Here is a 19,163-nt window from a genome sequence, read left to right as displayed (position 1 = left end):
TCAACCAAACAAATCCATGCTATGGTTCTTTCGTCCACGGGATTTTGTTTTTCATCCCAGAAATGTGTTGATTGAAATCTTGCCCGTGAAAAAAGAATGTATCAGGTTTCATTGCCAAAGCGAGGAAGAGAGTTGTCCTGCTGGGTATGCGAAACCTGAGCGCCAAAACCGGAGCGGCAACAACATAACAATGGACACGGGTGGATAAGTTCGTATCTTTAAGAGGGGTCTTTTCCCTAAGGGTACACATCCGAATGGACGTTATGGAAAAGCCTAAGAAAAATGGCTCGCCGTATCTGGGAACAGTACACGACTCGCCGTATTGGTCATCCGTGACCACACGGCTAACACGTATCTCGTTATGCTGTTGAAAGCATGACAAACAAAGTCCGCCGGGGGGCGGAAGGGAGTCTTCATGGCTAAGAAAATGAAAACCATGGACGGCAACACGGCAACCACGCATATTGCGTACGCTCTTAGCGATGTCGCTTGTATTTACCCTATCACACCGTCTTCCGTGATGGGCGAACTCGCTGACGACTGGGCCGCAGCCGGTAAGAAAAACCTGATGGGCCAGACCGTTACCGTGCGTGAACTGCAGTCCGAAGCAGGCGCCGCCGGTGCCGTACACGGTTCTCTTGTGGCTGGTGCCATGACCAGCACGTTTACGGCCTCTCAGGGCCTCCTGCTGATGATCCCCAACATGTACAAAATTGCCGGTGAACTGCTTCCCACCGTATTCCATGTTTCCGCCCGTGCCCTTTCCACGCACGCGCTGAGCATCTTCGGTGACCAGCAGGACGTGATGGCCGCCCGCCAGACCGGCTTTGCTTTCCTTTGCTCCAGCTCCGTTCAGGAATGCATGGACATCGCCCTTGTTGCCCATCTGGCCACCATCGAATCCAGCGTCCCCTTCTGCCATTTCTTTGATGGTTTCCGCACCTCTCATGAAATCCAGAAGATTGAAGTCATCGACTATGAAGACATCCGCAAGGTCGTCAATTGGGACAAGGTGAACGAATTCCGGCAGAATGCCATGAATCCGGAACACCCCCATCAGCGCGGTACTGCCCAGAACCCTGACATCTATTTCCAAAACACCGAACGTCGGAACGTCTTCTATGATGCGGTTCCGAACGTCGTTGTCGAAGCGATGAAGAAGGTTGAAGGCATCACCGGCCGCAAGTACCGTCCTTTCGACTATGTGGGCCATCCGGAAGCCGACCGCATCATCGTGGCTATGGGTTCCGCCTGTGAAACCATCGAAGAAGTCGTCAACCTGCTGAACGCACAGGGTCAGCGCGTCGGCCTTGTGAAGGTTCGCCTGTTCCGTCCCTTCTCCACTGAACATCTTCTGCAGGTTATCCCCTCTACGGTGAAGAGCATTACCGTGCTTGATCGCACCAAGGAACCCGGATGCCTTGGCGAACCGTTATATCTCGACGTTTGCACCGCCTTCATGGAAAAGGGCAAGACTCCGGAAATCCTCGGCGGACGCTACGGTCTCGGCTCCAAGGAATTTACGCCTGCCATGGCTGAAGCCGTCTTCGCCAACATGACCACTGTCGGCCCGAAGAACCACTTCTCCGTAGGCATCGTCGATGACGTGAGCTACACCAGCCTTGAAGTTGGCGCCGACATCGACACTGTGGCTCCCGGCACCGTACAGTGCAAGTTCTTCGGCCTTGGCGCCGACGGCACCGTGGGCGCGAACAAGCAGGCCATTAAGATTATCGGTGACAATACCGATCTCTACGCTCAGGCCTACTTCGCCTACGACTCCAAAAAGTCCGGCGGCTTTACGGTATCGCACCTGCGCTTCGGTAAATCCCCCATCCACTCCACCTATCTGGTGAATCAAGCCGACTATATTGCCTGCCACAAGTCCGCGTACGTGCATCAGTACGACGTCCTCGAAGGTATCAAAGACGGCGGCGTGTTTGTGCTGAACTCCGAATGGAATACCGTTGAAGACCTCAGCCGTGAACTGCCCGCTTCCATGAAGCGTACCCTCGCCCGCAAGAACATCAAGTTCTACAACGTGGACGCGGTGAAAGTCGCTATGGAAATCGGCCTCGGCGGACGCATCAACATGATCATGCAGACTGCGTTCTTCAAGCTCGCCGAAGTGATTCCTTTCGAACAGGCGGTTTCTCTGCTGAAGGACTCCATCAAGAAAACCTATGGTCGTAAGGGTGACAAGGTCGTCAACATGAACCTTGCCGCCGTGGACAACGCCATCGCCGCGCTGACCGAGATCAGGATTCCGGCCGAATGGGCTGAGGCTGTTGATGAGCACAAGGCTGAAGCCTGCTCCTGCGGTTGCGGCTGCGGCCACAGCCATGAACCTGCCTACATCACGGATGTGGTTCGGCCGATCCTCGCCCAGCAGGGTGACAAGCTGCCCGTGTCCGCCTTTGAGCCTGACGGTCTTGTTCCGCTCGGCACCACCGCCTATGAAAAGCGTGGCGTGGCTGTAAACATCCCCGAATGGATTTCCGAAAACTGCATCCAGTGCTGCCAGTGCTCCTTTGTCTGCCCGCACGCGGCCATCCGTCCCGTTTTGGCTACCGAAGAAGAACTTTCCTGTGCCCCCGACACCTTTATTACCAAGGATGCCATCGGCAAGGAGCTCAAGGGCCTCAAGTTCCGTATTCAGGTTTATGCTGAAGACTGCCTCGGCTGCGGTTCCTGCGCCGAAGTCTGCCCGGCCAAGACCAAGGCTCTGGTCATGAAGCCTCTGCAGACCCAGCTCGAAGATCAGGTTGCCAACTTGAAGTTCGCCACCGAATGCGTGGAGCCGAAGGACAATCTGGTCGCTCGCGATACCCTCAAGGGTTCGCAGCTCCAGCAGCCTCTGCTTGAGTTCTCCGGTGCGTGCGCCGGCTGCGGCGAAACGCCTTATGTAAAGCTGATTACCCAGCTGTTCGGTGAACGCATGTTGATTGCCAATGCAACCGGCTGCTCCTCCATCTGGGGTGGTTCCGCGCCTACCGTGCCTTATACTACCAACAAGGATGGCCATGGCCCGGCTTGGGGCAGTTCCCTCTTTGAAGATGCCGCCGAATACGGTTTCGGTATGTTCAGCGCCGTCAAGCATCGTCGCGAAAAGCTCGCCGACGTTGTTGCGGAAGCGGCCAAGTTGCCCGACCTGCCCGAAGGCTTGCTCAACGCGCTTAACGGCTGGCTGGAAAACAAGGAAGATGCCGAAGGTTCCAAGAAATTTGGTGAAGAAATCCTTGCCGCGCTGTCCGATGCTCCGGAACATGAACTGTTCGAGCAGATTTGGGACATGAACGATCTGCTCACCAAGAAATCCGTGTGGATCTTCGGTGGTGACGGTTGGGCCTATGACATCGGTTACGGCGGATTGGATCATGTCCTCGCTTCCGGTGAAGACATCAACGTACTCGTCATGGACACCGAAGTGTACTCCAACACCGGCGGTCAGGCATCCAAGTCCACCCCGCTCGGTTCCGTCGCCAAGTTTGCCGCCGCAGGCAAGCGCACCGGCAAAAAGGATCTGGGCCGCATGGCCATGACCTACGGATACGTGTATGTGGCTTCTGTTTCCATGGGCGCCAACAAGCAACAGGTGCTCAAGGCGCTGAAAGAAGCCGAAGCCTATAAGGGGCCGTCTCTCATCATCGCGTATGCCCCCTGCATCAACCAAGGCATTCGTAAGGGGATGGGTAAGAGCATGGAAGAGGGCAAGCTGGCCGTCGACAGCGGTTACTGGCCTCTGTACCGCTTCAACCCCGAATGGGCTGAGCAGGGCAAGTCGCCTCTGATTCTGGAATCCAAAGCTCCCGACGGAACCTTGCGTGACTTCTTAGCCGGTGAAAATCGCTATGCCCAGTTGAAGAGCACAGCTCCTCAGGACTCCGAACGTCTCCAGACGGAACTGGAGAAGGCATATAATGATCGCTACCATCTGTTGAAGTACATGGCGGCGTTCCCGGGTTCGGCCGACCAGCCGAAGGCCGCTGAAGAGCCCAACGTAACGAAATAACACTCTCTTCCGGGAATCGGTTTTGCCGGTTCCCGGTTTTGCTCTGCCGGCGGAGTGTCTTTTGACAGAAAGGGGCACTCCGTCTATTATTATGTGGATTTTGTTGCTTTGCGGAACAAAACTGTAATTCTTACATCCCGGAGTACCTCTTTATGGCCCATTCTCTTTATATCACTGGTACGGAAGGCTCGAGTGGGAAAACCGTAGTCACCTTGGGGCTCATGCACTTCCTGCAGTCTCAGGTACGCAAGGTTGCCTTCTTTCGTCCCATCATCGACAGCGAGGACGAAGCCCGGCGCGACTCCAGTATCAATCTGATCCTCAAGCATTTTGAGCTGGATATGCTGTATAGGGACACTTATGCATGTACCTATAAGGAAGCGCTCGAACTGGTGGCTTCGGGGAACACGTCCCTGTTGATCGAAAAAATTTTCCAGAAGTACAAAGCTCTTGAAAACGAGTACGACTTCGTTTTGTGCCAGGGCACGGACTTCCGGGATAAGGATACGGCCGTCCAGTTCGAGCTGAACACTGAGATCGCCGCCAGCCTTAATATTCCGCTTGCACTCGTCATCAACGGCAGGGATAAATCTCTGGACGCCATCCAAGCATCCGTCAGGAGTAATCTGGAGTTGCTGAAGGACAAGCGGCGCGAGGTGGGCTGCGTATTTGTCAACCGCGTGTCATTCTCCACCGAGGATTGTCCCACCTGCGCAAGCACAATAGTTGAAGGCACCGGGTCCTCCACCCCGTTGTTCTTCATCAGCGAAACCCCCGCCCTGTGCAATCCGAGCGTCGGTGAAGTTCAGAAATGGATGAACGCCGATGTGCTTTTCGGTAAGGAAGGCCTGAACAACCTTGTTCACGACTACCTTATTGCGGCTATGCAGGTCGGCAACTTCATGAACTATCTTAAGCAGGATCTGCTGATCGTCACCCCCGGCGACCGTTCCGATATCATTCTCGCCAGCCTGACCTCACACCTTTCGTCCACCTATCCCAATATCGCGGGCATCCTTCTGACCGGTGGCATTGATTTGCCTGAAAGCATGCAGAAACTCATGGAAGGCTGGACGGGAATCCCCGTTCCCATTCTTTCTGTAAAGGGCGCCACTTACGACACATGCCAAGAGCTGCTGAAGCTGCACGGAAAAATTTCTCCCGAAGATTATCGGAAAATTACTGTGGCGCTTGACGCCTTCTCCGAGGGCGTGGACAAAGAAACCCTCGTCAACAAGATTTTTAACTTCCAATCCGATCGCGTCACCCCGATGATGTTCGAGTTCAACCTCGCGGAGCAGGCCCAAAAGCATCGCATGCGCATTGTCCTGCCCGAAGGTGAGGAACTGCGTATTCTGCGTGCCGCCGAAGTCCTGTGTGAACGGGGAATCGCGGATCTCATCCTGCTTGGCGATACGGATGCCATTCAGGAAAAGATCAAAAAGTTTGGCTTGAAACTACAGGATGTCACGATTATCCAGCCCACGGCCTCACCGCGCTTCGACGCCTATGCCCAGCAGTATTACGAAATGCGCAAGAACAAGGGTATTACGCTGGAGCAGGCACAGGAGCGTATGAAGGATACGACCTACTTCGGCACGATGATGGTTCAGATCGGCGATGCCGACGGCATGGTTTCCGGCGCTGTGAACACCACGGCGCATACCATCCGTCCCGCCTTTGAAATCATCAAGACAAAGCCCGATACGTCCATCGTTTCGAGCGTGTTCTTCATGTGCCTCAAGGATCGTATCCTTGTGTTCGGCGACTGCGCGGTCAATCCCAATCCCACAGCCAGCCAACTCGCGGATATCGCCATCAGCTCGGCGCATACCGCGCGTGTCTTCGGCGTTGAACCTCGCGTCGCCATGCTGTCCTACTCCACCGGCTCTTCCGGTAAGGGTGAAGCCGTGGATGAAGTTATCGAAGCGACCAAGCTTGCACATGAACGGGCTCCCGAACTCCTCCTTGATGGCCCCATCCAGTATGACGCCGCCATCGATCCCGAAGTGGCCCGCACAAAGGCACCCGCCAGCCCCGTCGCCGGGCAGGCCTCCGTATTCATCTTCCCTGATCTGAATACCGGGAACAATACTTATAAGGCCGTCCAGCGGGCCGCCGACGCGCTTGCCATCGGCCCCGTCCTGCAGGGCCTCAACAAGCCCGTAAACGACCTCTCCCGTGGCTGCACCGTGCCGGACATCATCAACACGGTCATGATTACGGCTATTCAGGCTCAGGCTGAAAAGGGTTTAATCACCCTTAAATAAGGGCTCTAATGAAGGATCCGGGGCACCTCTTTCGTATGTATGCTTTTTGCGGAAGATGCCGGATCCTTCATCTTTTATTGCCACAAGACTCTTTAACTTTTTTAATCAGCTGGTAGAACAATGAAAATTTTGGTCATCAACGCGGGTTCTTCTTCTTGTAAGTACCAATTGTTCAATATGGACGACCAATCCGTCCTGTGCTCCGGTGTCGTCGAACGCATTGGGCAGCCTATGGGCAAACTGAGCCACAAGATTGCTCCCGGCAGCGACAAGGAAGAAAAAATCGTAGTCGAGCGCCCCTTCCCCACGCACGTTGAAGGGATGGAGGATGTCATTTCCCTGCTTCTGGACGCCGAAAAAGGGGTTATTCAGGACAAGTCGGAAATCTCGGCCATTGGGCACCGCGTACTGCATGGCGGCGAAGCGATCACCGATCCGGTGCTTATCGACGAAAAAGTAAAAGAAATCATTCGTGACTGCTTCCCCCTCGGCCCGCTGCATAACCCGGCCAACCTGATGGGTATTGAGGTTGCGGAAAAGCTCTTCCCCGGCGTCCCCAATGTGGGCGTTTTCGATACTGAATTCGGTATGACCTTGGCTCCCGAAGCGTATCTGTATCCCCTGCCCTATTCGTTGTACGAGGAGCTGCGTATCCGCCGCTATGGGTTCCACGGCACCTCCCATAAGTATATCGCGAAAGCGACGGCGGCCTTCCTCGGCAAGCCGCTTTCGGAACTGAACTCCATCACGATGCATCTCGGAAACGGCTCCTCCATGAGCGCCGTTCAAAACGGCAAGTGCATCGATACCTCGATGGGCCTGACGCCTCTCGAAGGCCTGATGATGGGTACCCGCTGCGGTTCTATCGACCCCGCCATCGTTCCCTTTATGATGGAAAAGAAGGGGATGACGCCTCAGGAAGCTGATACCGTCCTGAATAAAAAGTCCGGCCTGCTCGGTATCTGCGGCACCAGTGATATGCGCGACGTGCATGCAAACATCGAAAAGGGTGACGAAAAGGCTGCCCTCGCGTTCAAGATGCTGACCCGAAGCATTAAGAAGGTGCTTGGTTCCTACTTCTTCCTGCTCGGCAAAGTTGACTCCATCGTATTCACCGCCGGTATCGGTGAAAACGATGAATTCGTCCGCGAGGCCGTCTGCGAAGGTCTTGAGCCCTTCGGCATCAAGATTGACAAAAAAGAAAACCACACCCGCAAGCCCGGGGCTCGCGCCATCAGCACGCCTGACAGCCGTATCCCCGTCCTCATCATTCCCACCAATGAAGAACTGGAAATCGCTACAACCACGATGCGTATCGTGGAAGAAAGCCAGAAATAAAATTCTGTCCTGAGCAATACAAGAGCCGTCCTGCCCACTGTGGGAAGGACGGCTTTTGTATTGCTATCTACGATCTAAGCCAAGGGCAGGAAAGTTCGAGGCTGTCCCCTTCCCCGTCACAGCCCACTAATCCTTTTTCCTCTGATGCCACTCGCTGACGAGAGAGAGGATATCTTTGCCTTCATCCGGGGAAAACCATTGGATTCGCTTATCCGCGTTGAACCATGTCAGTTGCCGTTTTGCATATGCCCGCGTATTTTTGATCCACAGTTCCCGTGCGGCATCCAACGACAATGTGCCCGAAAGATAGAGATGAAGTTCCCGGCATCCGATGCCGGACCACCCCGGCAATGTCCCATCGGGAAATACATTATACTCGGAGCGGGCTTCATCAAGCGCGCCAGCCTCAAGCATCAAATCGATACGCTGTTCCAGCAAAGGCGTCAACATATCAAGTGGAAGGCGTAAACCTATGCGCAGCACATCCGCCTCTCGCGGGGGAGGCGTTTGGCTGTGCCACCATGAAAAGGTCTTTCCTGTGGCCTCATAGACACAAAGTGCCCTCACGATACGCTGTCGATCGTTTTTATGGATACGGGCGGCATATGCCGGATCGATTTCCTCCAACTTCCGATGCAGCACTGGTGAACCTTCAATGCGGCACGCTTCCGTAAGCCTTGTGAGGATGGTATCCGGTATTGGCGGAATATCCACGATGCCATCAAAAAATGCCCGGAGATACAGCCCCGTTCCTCCCACAATCACAGGGAATGCCGTATGTTCAATATACCCTAGGGCCTTTTCCCCCCAAGCCCCTGCGGAAAAACGGGCGTCCGTTTTCAAAAAACCGTAAAGGTGATGCGGGAATGCGGCCTGTTCCACCTGAGAGGGTTGGGCCGTGATGATCGGAAAAGCTTCAAAAACCTGACGCGAATCCGCATTGATGATCTCACCATTAAACTGTTCGGCAAGGCGTAACGCGATTGCGGACTTTCCAACCCCCGTAGGGCCGACGAGACAGACGACGCGGAGTTTCGTCATTTATCAGCATCCCTATCAAGTGAAGCTTCCAGTTCCTGCAAGCGCGCAAGCTCTGAGAGTTCCGGTACGGGCGGCGGGGCTACAGGTTCGATCTCTCCGTGTGTGAAACCGAAACGCTCACGCAGGCAACTGAGAACATAATCCGGGACAAGCCCACGCACATCCCCGCCTAACCTTGCGACGGTCTTAACGATGGTTGAGCTGATGTACAGCCAGCGATAGTCTGAAATCAGAAACAGCGTCTCAATATCCGGGCGCAACTTACGGTTCATGAGCGCAATCTGAAACTCATATTCAAAGTCCGAAACGGCTCGAAGCCCTCGGAGCACCGTATGGACATTCCGTCGGGCAACATACTCCACAAGCAACCCCTGAAACGGCTCAACGGAAATATTCGGTTCCTTGGCGAAAACCTTCTCTGCCATGGCAACACGCTCTTCGAGGGAAAACAAGGGGGATTTTCCCGTATCGGCGGCTACCGCGACAATGATATTGTCGAACATGCGCAATCCTCGCCGGATGATGTTCGCATGTCCGTTTGTCAACGGATCGAATGTTCCGGGATAAATCGCTACTCGTTTGTCTTGTGCCATAAGATGATCCGGGTTTGTCCGTAATTTCGGTCAACTTCCAATTCAAGCTCCTCATGGGCCGCCGCTGCGTCAAAACGCAGCAATCCTTCAATCTCAGCAAGCAGATACCCATCTGGTGCAAGCCAACCGCCCTTCATAATGGCCTTGAGCGTAGGGGCCAGCCGGTTTTCACCATACGGCGGATCGGCGAAGATGACGTCATACGGCTGATACGCCCTGCCCCGCAAAAAACGCAGGACATCGCTCTCAGCCACACGGCACCGATCTGCCACATCCAGTGTATCCACATTCTGGTTCAAGCATTGTACAACCTTCGGCTCACGCTCAACGAGACAGACCTCTTGGGCCCCCCGGCTGAGGGCTTCAAAGCTCAGGCTTCCACTTCCGGCAAACAAATCCAGAACGCGCAAACCGCTCCATACAACCCCCCGTGAGGAAAGCATAGAAAAAATGGCTTCGCGTACCTTGGCTGTAGCCGGACGATACCCCGGCCCTTCAACCGTCTTCAAACTCCGGCCTCCAAGGGCTCCGGCAATGATTCGCATGAAAACTCCAGTAGGAAACGGTCGGTTGTCACCAACATTGAAGTGAACAGATTCTACCTTAATCACCGGAGAAGAAGAGGCCCATTGCGGGCCCCTCTTCTTCACTTACAGTTGAGTCAGGACAGACAGCAATTCCTTATTGAGCTCAAGGATACGATCCCGGATATCAACCTGCTCATCCCAAGGCCGCTCCTCGGCCTTTTCAAGGCGTACACGGAGCTTGGAAAGCTTGTCTTCCGTCTCTTCAAGCAGCAAGTTCCAGTCCACATGCGCGTAACTCTTCGGCTGGGCGGTAACGACCACTTCGGGGGTAGCGCCAGACACAAGAGCCATTTCTTCCAAGTAACCGGGAGTATAGACCGAAAGATGGAACTGGTCTTTGATAAGGCCGGAAAGGATCTGCTGCGCTTTCTCCTCGCCATGCACCAGTACGACCTGCATGCCGGGATGCGCCATTTTCCGTATCCAATCCAAAATCTGGCTCTGCCCAGCGTGCGCGGAAAATCCGCCAATCGTAAAAACCTTGGCCTTGATGGCGACATCTTCATTGAAAAGCCGGATGGAGCTTGCACCATCGACGATCTTACGACCCGGCGTGCCGACGCCCTGATACCCGACAAAGACGATGCTGGCTGTGGGGCGCCATGCGTTGTGGCGGAGATGATGCTGGATGCGCCCGGCATTACACATTCCGCTCGCGGAAATGATGATCGCCGGCCCTTTCATCACGTTTAATGCTTGGGACTCTGAAGCGCTCAGGGTAAACTTCAGGTTGGGCAGCAATGCGGACATGTTCCCTGACAAATCGATCTCAGGCGTGTCCAAATACTCCTTGAACTCTTTAAAGACTTCCGTTGCACGAATCGCCAGAGGGCTGTCAACGAATATGGGCATATCATCCGGGAGCTTTCCCTTCTGCCGCAACAAGTACAGGCAGTACAAAATCTCCTGCGTACGCCCTACGGCAAAAGCAGGAATGATGACCTTATCGTTGTTATTGTAGCTGTAGGCGATGGCTTCCGCCAGTTCGTCAAATGTCGCTTCTTCGTTCTTATGATTCCGATCGCCGTATGTACTTTCAATGAACAGATAATCCGCCTGACTGGCAACGACCGGATCATGCATCAGGAGCGTTCCCGGACGTCCCAAGTCCCCTGAGAAGACAACGCGGGTCGTCTTGCCCTCTTCCGTCACGGTCAGCTCCAAGAAAGCGGATCCAAGGATATGGCCAGCGTCCCTGTAGGTAACGGCAATGCCCGGATGGGGTTCAAAGGTTTTGTTGTACTCCACCAAACGGAACTGATCAGAAACCTTCCGGGCATCTTCAACCGTATACAGCGGGGCAATCTCTTTGCTTTTACCGTTCTGACCGGTGTGTCGCTTTTGCTTCTTCTGCTTCCATTCAGCTTCCATTTCTTGGATATGCGCGCTGTCCTCAAGCATCAGCCCGGCAAGGGCCGCCGTCGGGGGCGTGCAATAAATGGAGCCTTTGAATCCCTCATGTACAATGCGGGGCAAAAGGCCGGAGTGATCGATATGAGCGTGTGTCAAAAGGATAAAATCAATATTTCCAGACTGGTAGATATCAGTATCGAAGTTGCGGGCCTCGATCTCGGAGTTCCCCTGATGCATGCCGCAGTCCACGGTGAAACGAATCCCGCAAGCCTCAATGAGATAGCAAGAACCGGTGACCGTCTGCGCCGCACCGAGAAAATGGACTTTCATAGAACCTCCTGATGCAGAGTAAATTCCCAAACAAAGTCCCATACTACCTGTAACCGGTATCTCATGACAAGAAAAACTATGCACTCACATAAGTCAAAATGGTTCTCATCATACCGCCATGATATGAAGAAAAAAATTTATGCGCCCTTCTCTCACATAGGCTTTCTCTTGGAGTCTTGCGCCATAATACACACCGGGCTATAGTCCCTTCCATACCTCAAAAGGAGTTACCTATGAGCCAATCCCCGATAGACATGCTATCTATCCGTGAATCATGGCGAATGTTTAGAATTCTCGCTGAAATTGTCGATGGGTTTGAAACGCTCAGTGAGCTTGGACCCTGTGTGTCCATTTTCGGTTCCGCCCGGGTCAAGCCTGAAAACCCGTTGTATGCTGAGGGCGAGACCATCGCCAAGTTGTTGGTTGAGTCGGGTTATGGCGTCATTACTGGCGGCGGCCCCGGCCTCATGGAGGCGGGAAACAAGGGAGCCACCGAGGCTGGAGGAACGTCCGTCGGCCTGCATATCCAGCTCCCCCATGAACAGGAATGTAATAAGTATGTAAAGATACGCAGTGATTACCGCTATTTCTTCCTACGCAAGCTCATGTTTGTAAAGTATGCGCTCGCGTATGTCGTCATGCCCGGCGGCATGGGCACCATTGATGAACTCTCTGAAGCGTTTGTACTCGCACAAACCAAGCGTATCCGCCCGCTTCCCATTATCCTGTACCAAAGCAGCTTCTGGAACGGCTTCCTTGACTGGCTTCGCAATACGATGGTTGCCGGAGGCTACATCAGGGCTTCTGAAGTAGACGATCTCATTACGGTCTGCGATACGCCCGAACAGGTGGTTCAGCAGATCCGCAGGCGGGTCATTCTATAATGACGTCACCAGATAGGCCGTCCTCCAGATCGCAGCATCCTCGGACGGCCTTTTCCGAAAACGCCTGTGAACCCCGTGCTTACACAGCATGGGGCCCTATCCCTCCCCCTCCTCCCGGCTGGTCATGGGAGGGGTTGATGCACCAAGCGATTGTAAAAGCACAGCAAGCGCCCCAGCAAGGCGAAATTCCCGTAGGGGCACTCATCGTCAATCCTGAGGGGACGATCCTCGCTGCGGAGCACAATCAACCCATTACCCTTTCCGATCCGTCAGCCCATGCCGAAGTTATGGCCATGCGTTCAGCCGGAGCCGTTTTGGGCAATTACCGCCTCGAAAACTGTATTCTCGTCGTTACGCTTGAACCTTGCCTGATGTGTACGGGCGCTATTGTCCATGCCCGCCTTGCCGGTGTCGTCTATGGGGCTGCGGACAATAAAGCCGGAGCCGTAGAGTCGTGCTTCAACGGCTTGGATTTACCTTTCCACAACCACCGAGTATGGCATATGGGCGGTATTGCCGCACTGGAGTGCGCATCTTTACTGCAAAAATTTTTTCAAAAGAGCAGATAATATTGTTTCGTTATTTTCATTGGCTCTGTCATAACATGTGATTGTTTTTTCATAGTATGATGAAAATACAACCTTTTTCTCTAGTTTTCCACTAAAGGACTCCATAGCTGAGACATTTTATTGGTTATTCCTTTAGAATTTCAAAAAATAAAGCATCAATCATTTTCTATGACACGGCCTTTCCATTAAACCCTCTTCAACAGCTTGTGTATCGTCTGCTATTATGATTTGTCTTTCTCATGGACAAGCTGTGTATAACAACTAGTTTTAAAAAAGGAGAAATCGTATGAATCCTACTCTCAATATTCTCGGTATCTCTGGAAGCCTGCGCACCCAATCCCGCAATACGGGACTCCTACGGTTCGCCAAGCAATGCCTCCCTGCTGTGGTGAACTTCCAAATTGCCGATCTTACCGATATTCCTTTTTACAATGCCGATCGCTGCGATCCCAAACCTGAGCCAGTGCAAACGCTGATCCGGCAGGTCACCGAAGCCGATGCTCTTGTGCTGGCTTGTCCAGAGTATAATTACTCTATCGCCCCGGCTTTAAAAAATGCTCTTGATTGGGTTTCACGCGAGCCGAACTGCGCGCCGTTCAACGGTAAACCGGTAGCCATCATGGGAGCCGGAGGCGGTATGGGAACATCGCGGGCGCAGTACCATCTGCGGCAGGTATGTGTTTATTTGAACCTCCGACCAGTAAATAAACCGGAAGTCTTTTCCAACGCCTTTTCCGCCGCCTTCAACGAATCTGGAGATCTCATTGATCCCTCTTTACAACAACAGGTCACGGCGCTTATGAACGCCCTGCTCGCTTGGTATAGTCAGCTAGCCAAGTAGCCCCACCGCAGCAATACAAAAGGCACCTCAGTGAGGTGCCTTTTCTTTCTCCGCCAAAAGACGACTGCTATTTCATTGCCCTAAACGGCGAAATCGCACGCAACTGCTCAATGATGGGCGGCAGTTTTTCAAGGACATAATCGATTTCAGTGGCCGTCGTATAACGGGACAACGAGAAACGGATGGAACCATGCGCAAAGGTGAAGGGAACGCCCATAGCGCGCAGCACATGCGAAGGCTCAAGGCTGCCGGAGGTGCAGGCCGAACCGGAACTTGCGCAGATGCCGAGCTGATCCATAAGCAACAGAATAGCTTCGCCCTCAACATACTGGAACGCAATATTGGACGTGTTCGGCAGACGGTTTTCCACATCTCCATTCACGATGGCATCGGGAATAGCCGCCAGAAGTCCCTTTTCCAACTTATCGCGGAGGGCGGGCACTCTCGTGTTTTCATCCGTCATGTGGCGCATAGCCAGCTCACATGCAGTACCGAGGCCTACGATGTACGGCGCATTTTCCGTACCGGCACGACGCCCCCTTTCCTGATGCCCACCGCGAAGGAACGGGAGGAAGCGCGTCCCCTTACGGACATACAACACACCAATCCCCTTGGGAGCATGGAGCTTGTGTCCGGAAAGCGCTAAAAAATCTACAGGCATTTTAGCCAAATCAATGGGAAGCTTACCCGCGGCTTGTACAGCGTCGGTATGGAACAGTATCCCCCGCTCCTTCACCATTTCGGCGATCTTCTGAATGGGGAAAACGGTACCGGTTTCATTGTTGGCGAACATGATGGAGACAATGGCCGTATCTTTACGCATAGCTTCCGAAAGCTCGTCCAGATCCAGACGCCCTTTGGAGTCCACTCCCAGATACGTCAGCTCATAGCCCTTCTGCTCCAGATGCTGCCCTAGGGCGATAAGCGCCGAATGCTCAACACGGGTCGTAATGACATGCTTTTTTTCAGGCTGCGCCTGCAAAGCGGACATCACGGCCGTAGAATCGCTTTCCGTACCGCAGGAGGTAAACACGATTTCTTCAGGCTGCGCACCAAGCATCGCCGCAACCTTTTCGCGTGCCTCCTGAATGCTCTTGCCCACCTGTCCGCCGAACGTATGCATGCTGGAAGCATTACCGTATTTTTCCGTAAAAAACGGAACCATGCTTTCAAAAACTTCCGGCGCTACGCTGGTCGTGGCGTTGTTATCAAGATAGATGACGCTCATGCCTTCACCTCTTCAACCACAATTTCCGGTTCCACCTGCTCACAAAGAATCTTCTCAACCAAATCCTTCAACGTCACCGTACGGGAACTGCAGTTTGAACACAGGCCACGCAAAGCAACGACGACCCGATGACCATCGACATCTACCAATTCAATATCACCGCCATCTGCAGCGAGACGCGGACGTACTTCATCCTGAAGGGCCTGCATGACCTTTTGCATACGCTGTACATTGGTCATTATGGACTTCGGGGCGGGGTTAAATTCCTTCAGCTTCGGCTTCCCCAATTCTTCATCAAGAATATCCTGAATAGTATCAAGACATTCACCGCACCCGCCACCAGCCTTGGTGTAATTCGTAACTTCTTCCACCGTCTTGAGGTTGTTCTCCTCAATGGCACGGCGAATCTGAACATCGGTCACACCAAAACACTTGCAGACCAGCTTGCCTTCATGCTCATGCTGCTTTTCGGCGGGTTCACCGCGCCAGTTGCGCAGAGCTGCTTCCAAGGCTTCCTGTCCCATGACAGAGCAATGCATCTTTTCTCGGGGCAATCCGCCAAGGTACGCCGCAATATCCTTATTGGTCACCTTGGCCGCTTCTTCCACTGTCTTGCCCTTAATCATTTCAGTCAACGCGGAGCTTGAAGCAATAGCACTGGCACAACCAAACGTCTGGAAGGAAGCGTCTTCGATGATGCCCTTGTCATTGATCTTCAAGAAAAGCTTTAAGGCATCGCCGCAAGCAAGGCTTCCCACCTCGCCAATGGCGTTGGCATCAGCAAGCTCACCCGCGTTACGCGGCTTCAGGAAATGCTCCCGAACGGTATCCGTGTATTCCCACATATGCTGTCCTCCAAAAAAACTGGTCACCAATCCGGGGTGCGACCGGAGCCACGCCCGGAGAGCATAACGATTCATTAAAGGGATTTCTCCCGACAAAATACCATATAAGCCCTAACAGCCATAATGGAAGGGGGGGGAAGGTATTTTCTTGTCATCCGTTCTACTCGGAAATCTATGCACCGCTTCACAGAGCAGGTCAAGCTGGCACCGCGTAGGATTCATATTGATATCTATTTATTATATATGAATATTATCAAACAAAACCACTTTATCCATTTTAAAGAACAGGCTTTCCCAAAACATTCTCTTCAAAAAAAGGGCCATGAACCTCTTCGGAGAAGGATCACGACCAGCCTATCCTGTCTTTTCTCTATTGAATACGCGGCTGCCCCCTACCCTCGCACCCTGCCCACCCGTAACGGTATCGGGTAAATGAACCTCGTCACAGACAACTTCTTCAGCATAAGTCCCCGCATTGCGCCGTCCTAAACCGATAGCAGCCATGACCTCGGCCTTGCTCCCCACTACTGAATGGTCTCCCCCTTCACTACAATGGCTTCTACTATTTTGTTGTTCTTATTCATGCCGTAAGAGCCGTCACAAAAAACTATCACCGGGTTTGCTACATTGCACACTCGCACCTACCTTGCCCACGACTCCAACGCCATCAAATTCGGGAGAATAGGGCAATGTGGTTTTAAAGAATGCATATGCCCCGTTCTGATATAGACTTCGGTAGGATTACCCCCGTACACAGCCGAACACGAATCTGTCCATATTCCGACTCTAGTTCCGGCATGGGGAAATATTACTAGAAGCCTACCTTAAAGCCTTGCACTCCAGATACCTCGCTGCTATTTTAAGGTACCTTCAACCGCTAGTATGTATTCTCTTTGGCGGATCGGGAACAGCGTGACAAAAGGCCTGGCAGACGTCTCGCGTTTATGATGGCGGTCCCTTACGATGAGGTTGATCACAACAGGAGCACAGTATGGCAAGTACGGAATCCGGTCGTCAGATGTACCCTTCGTTTAAAGAAGCCCATGAAGCCTTTGTGGCGGAATATACCGCCCTATATCATGGATTTCCCAAATATCTCGAAGACCTTGTGATCGGCTTTGGATGGGGGGAAGACTCCTCAGGGCAACGGTGGTTCATCATTTCGGCTAACCCGCAAGGCTTACAGCACTTGACCTATCCTGAGCTTGTGAGTTGGGATTTCGAAAGATTTACTGACATCCCGGAGCTTATCCAGCATGCGCATCTGGATAACATCAGCTTCTAAGCTGTCTCAATACAACGATGGATAGACAAAAGGCCCGCTTTTGGCGGGCCTTTTTATAAACATTAGACAACGGCGCATCAAGCGCGCTTGTAAACCGTGTTACCACCCACGATGGTTTCTTCCACCATGATGTCCTTCAGCTTGACTGGATCCACCTTGGTGGGATCCTTGTCCAAGATAACCATATCGGCCAGCTTGCCCTTTTCCAGAGAGCCGATCTTGTCTTCAAGCCGCTGCATATAGGCACCGTTAATGGTTACGCCGCGCAGAGCTTCCATAACGCCAATACGCTGATCAGGGCCAAGCACCTTCCCTGAGGACGTGAGACGATTAACAGCCGAAAAGACATCCATGAGCGGGCTAATGGGCGTCACGGGCGTATCATTATGCAAGGCAAAGGTGATCTTATGATCCAATGCCGCCTTCAAAGGGCTGATATGGGCCGCACGCTCAGGGCCAGCTACCATATCGCGGTGAATATCGCCCCAGAACCATGTGTGGGTTACAAAATAGGAAGGCACAAAGCCCTTTTCGGCAATGGCCACCACCTGATCAGGACGACAGAACTGACAGTGGTTAAGGATATGGCGGTGATCCTTACGCGGATTCTTTTCCAAAGCGGCACTGTACGCGTCGATCATATCCTGAATGGCTTGGTCGCCATTGGTGTGCGTGGTAATCTGCCAACCCGCATCATGGAGTTTCTGAACCAACGCAAACAATTCCTCTCGCGAATTGAATACCGGAAATCCGCGAAAATCTGCCGGCTTACCGGGCAACTGCTTAAAGTAGGGCTTGGAGAACCAAGCCGTATAACCTTGCGGGCTACCATCGGCAAAAAGCTTGGCCGGGCCAAGAAATACCTTGCCAGCCTTATCAAGCTGTGTGCCCTGCCGCTTTTCACCATAGCTTTCTACCAGCTTGGCATTACGCCCATTGGGCCAAATGACCACACGAATGCCCAAATCGCCGTTTTCGCTGGCCTTGAGGAAAAAGTCATCCACAGTGGGGCTGCCGCCATTGTTGGCCGTCGTAATCCCCGCAGCCGCATAGACCATACTGTCACGACGCACAGCCTCTTCATATTGCGCGGCCGTAGGTTTGGGACGAATAGCCGAAACAGGCGCTTGGGCTGCCGGGCCTTCCAACACGCCATCCAGCTTTCCGTCTGGACCACGGCGGAACTTACCGCCTTCAGGATTCGGCGTCTCTTCCGTAATGCCAGCCAACTCCAGAGCCTTGCTGTTCGCCACACCTAAATGGCCAGACACATGCTTTACAAAAATCGGATGCTCAGTAGACACCGCATCCAGATCGGCACGGGTAGGATGCCGTTGTTCCTTAATAGCTAAATCGTTGTAGTTATAACCGACGATCCAGTCCCCTTTTTTCGTCTGGGCGGCACGTTCCTTAAGCAGATTCTGCATGTCCCCAATCGACTCCGCACGCCCAAGAGGAGGTACGTTGAGATTGACCATCGTCAACTCATTAAAAGCCCCTGAGGGAAAATGGCTGTGCCCATCAATCATACCGGGGATAAGCGCCTTTCCCTTAAGATCCACTACGGTGGCACCTGAACCGGCAGCAGCCATGACCTCGGCCTTATTGCCCACTGCCAGAATAGTCTCACCCTTCACCGCGATGGCTTCTACTATCTCGTTGTTCTTGTTCATGGTGAAGATTGGGCCACCCAAATAGACACGCACCGAATCTTTGGCAAAAGCCGTCAACGCCGGCGAAACCATGAGAGAAAACGAAACAGCAGCCGCACCTTTTAGAAACGTTCTACGGATCATGGATACCTCACAAAGGGGGTAAAAAGGAGGGGAGATGGAACGCCTACTACGTGTTTAACCCTACTTGCTCTTTTTTTCACTGTCAATGCATTTTTGCATTACAATTCCATTTTTTCGTCTTTCGGGTTAATACCCATCTCATTATAATTATTTTGTTTTATTGTCACTATGCTTTTGCCCTCCTTCCTCTC

14 protein-coding genes are annotated in these 19,163 nt (G+C 53.0%); 7 read left to right on the top strand and 7 right to left on the bottom strand.

What is annotated here, in order from left to right; all coding sequences use genetic code 11:
- The first annotated feature begins 415 nt into the window (after positions 1 to 415).
- From nifJ to AC6I1V_RS02435, 3 genes are all read left to right on the top strand, one after another.
- The gene (gene nifJ / locus AC6I1V_RS02445) at positions 416 to 4,012 is read left to right on the top strand and encodes a pyruvate:ferredoxin (flavodoxin) oxidoreductase (RefSeq protein ID WP_486854171.1); all 3,597 of its coding nucleotides are present in this window, start codon (positions 416 to 418) and stop codon (positions 4,010 to 4,012) included.
- Between the two features lie 152 nt (positions 4,013 to 4,164).
- Positions 4,165 to 6,282 carry a phosphate acetyltransferase gene (pta, locus tag AC6I1V_RS02440; protein ID WP_486854170.1) on the top strand — a complete coding sequence of 706 codons (2,118 nt, stop codon included), beginning with the start codon at positions 4,165 to 4,167 and terminating at the stop codon, positions 6,280 to 6,282.
- 120 nt (positions 6,283 to 6,402) lie between these two features.
- Positions 6,403 to 7,620, top strand: a complete 1,218-nt coding sequence (locus AC6I1V_RS02435) for an acetate kinase (protein WP_486854169.1) — start codon at positions 6,403 to 6,405, stop codon at positions 7,618 to 7,620.
- Between the two features lie 126 nt (positions 7,621 to 7,746).
- Here the strand turns inward: AC6I1V_RS02435 and miaA are convergent, their stop codons facing one another.
- The 4 genes from miaA to AC6I1V_RS02415 form a co-directional block, all read right to left on the bottom strand.
- Positions 7,747 to 8,661, bottom strand: a complete 915-nt coding sequence (gene miaA / locus AC6I1V_RS02430; RefSeq protein WP_486854168.1) for a tRNA (adenosine(37)-N6)-dimethylallyltransferase MiaA — start codon at positions 8,659 to 8,661, stop codon at positions 7,747 to 7,749.
- On the bottom strand, positions 8,658 to 9,254 hold the full coding sequence (coaD, locus tag AC6I1V_RS02425; protein ID WP_302552013.1) for a pantetheine-phosphate adenylyltransferase: 597 nt from the start codon (positions 9,252 to 9,254) through the stop codon (positions 8,658 to 8,660). Before coaD ends, miaA begins: the two co-directional genes overlap by 4 nt.
- Positions 9,233 to 9,799, bottom strand: a complete 567-nt coding sequence (gene rsmD, locus AC6I1V_RS02420) for a 16S rRNA (guanine(966)-N(2))-methyltransferase RsmD (protein ID WP_479858426.1) — start codon at positions 9,797 to 9,799, stop codon at positions 9,233 to 9,235. The genes coaD and rsmD overlap by 22 nt, the downstream gene beginning before the upstream one ends.
- Positions 9,800 to 9,904: 105 nt before the next feature.
- The gene (locus AC6I1V_RS02415) at positions 9,905 to 11,524 is read right to left on the bottom strand and encodes an MBL fold metallo-hydrolase RNA specificity domain-containing protein (protein ID WP_486854167.1); all 1,620 of its coding nucleotides are present in this window, start codon (positions 11,522 to 11,524) and stop codon (positions 9,905 to 9,907) included.
- 233 nt (positions 11,525 to 11,757) lie between these two features.
- Between AC6I1V_RS02415 and AC6I1V_RS02410 the strand changes: the two genes are divergently transcribed.
- The 3 genes from AC6I1V_RS02410 (at position 11,758) to AC6I1V_RS02400 (ending at position 13,818) form a co-directional block, all read left to right on the top strand.
- Positions 11,758 to 12,408, top strand: a complete 651-nt coding sequence (locus AC6I1V_RS02410) for an LOG family protein (RefSeq protein WP_308771789.1) — start codon at positions 11,758 to 11,760, stop codon at positions 12,406 to 12,408.
- 134 nt (positions 12,409 to 12,542) lie between these two features.
- Positions 12,543 to 12,977 (top strand): tRNA adenosine(34) deaminase TadA, encoded by a 435-nt coding sequence (tadA, locus tag AC6I1V_RS02405; RefSeq protein WP_486849639.1) that lies wholly within the window; start codon positions 12,543 to 12,545, stop codon positions 12,975 to 12,977.
- Positions 12,978 to 13,263: 286 nt separating this feature from the next.
- Entirely contained in the window at positions 13,264 to 13,818 is a 555-nt protein-coding gene (locus tag AC6I1V_RS02400; RefSeq protein ID WP_486854679.1) for an NADPH-dependent FMN reductase, read from the top strand.
- 67 nt (positions 13,819 to 13,885) lie between these two features.
- Here AC6I1V_RS02400 and nifS read toward each other — a convergent pair whose 3' ends face one another.
- Complete coding sequence (gene nifS / locus AC6I1V_RS02395; RefSeq protein ID WP_486854678.1) at positions 13,886 to 15,046, bottom strand: cysteine desulfurase NifS; 1,161 nt, start codon at positions 15,044 to 15,046, stop codon at positions 13,886 to 13,888.
- A complete protein-coding gene (nifU, locus tag AC6I1V_RS02390; protein WP_486854677.1) occupies positions 15,043 to 15,891 on the bottom strand; it encodes a Fe-S cluster assembly protein NifU in 849 nt (282 codons plus the stop codon). Before nifU ends, nifS begins: the two co-directional genes overlap by 4 nt.
- A 991-nt stretch (positions 15,892 to 16,882) precedes the next feature.
- On the opposite strand from nifU, the gene AC6I1V_RS02385 reads away from it, so the two are divergent.
- Positions 16,883 to 17,176: a hypothetical protein gene (locus tag AC6I1V_RS02385; RefSeq protein ID WP_302552020.1), complete on the top strand. Its 294-nt coding sequence runs from the start codon at positions 16,883 to 16,885 to the stop codon at positions 17,174 to 17,176.
- 77 nt (positions 17,177 to 17,253) lie between these two features.
- Here the strand turns inward: AC6I1V_RS02385 and AC6I1V_RS02380 are convergent, their stop codons facing one another.
- Positions 17,254 to 18,972 (bottom strand): amidohydrolase, encoded by a 1,719-nt coding sequence (locus AC6I1V_RS02380; protein WP_497736825.1) that lies wholly within the window; start codon positions 18,970 to 18,972, stop codon positions 17,254 to 17,256.
- Positions 18,973 to 19,163: the final 191 nt, after the last annotated feature.

It is taken from the genome of Bilophila sp. T19-St14, assembly GCF_059728385.1.
The sequence above is the reverse complement of the archived record's forward strand: the minus strand, read 5'-3'. Positions and strand labels throughout refer to the sequence as shown.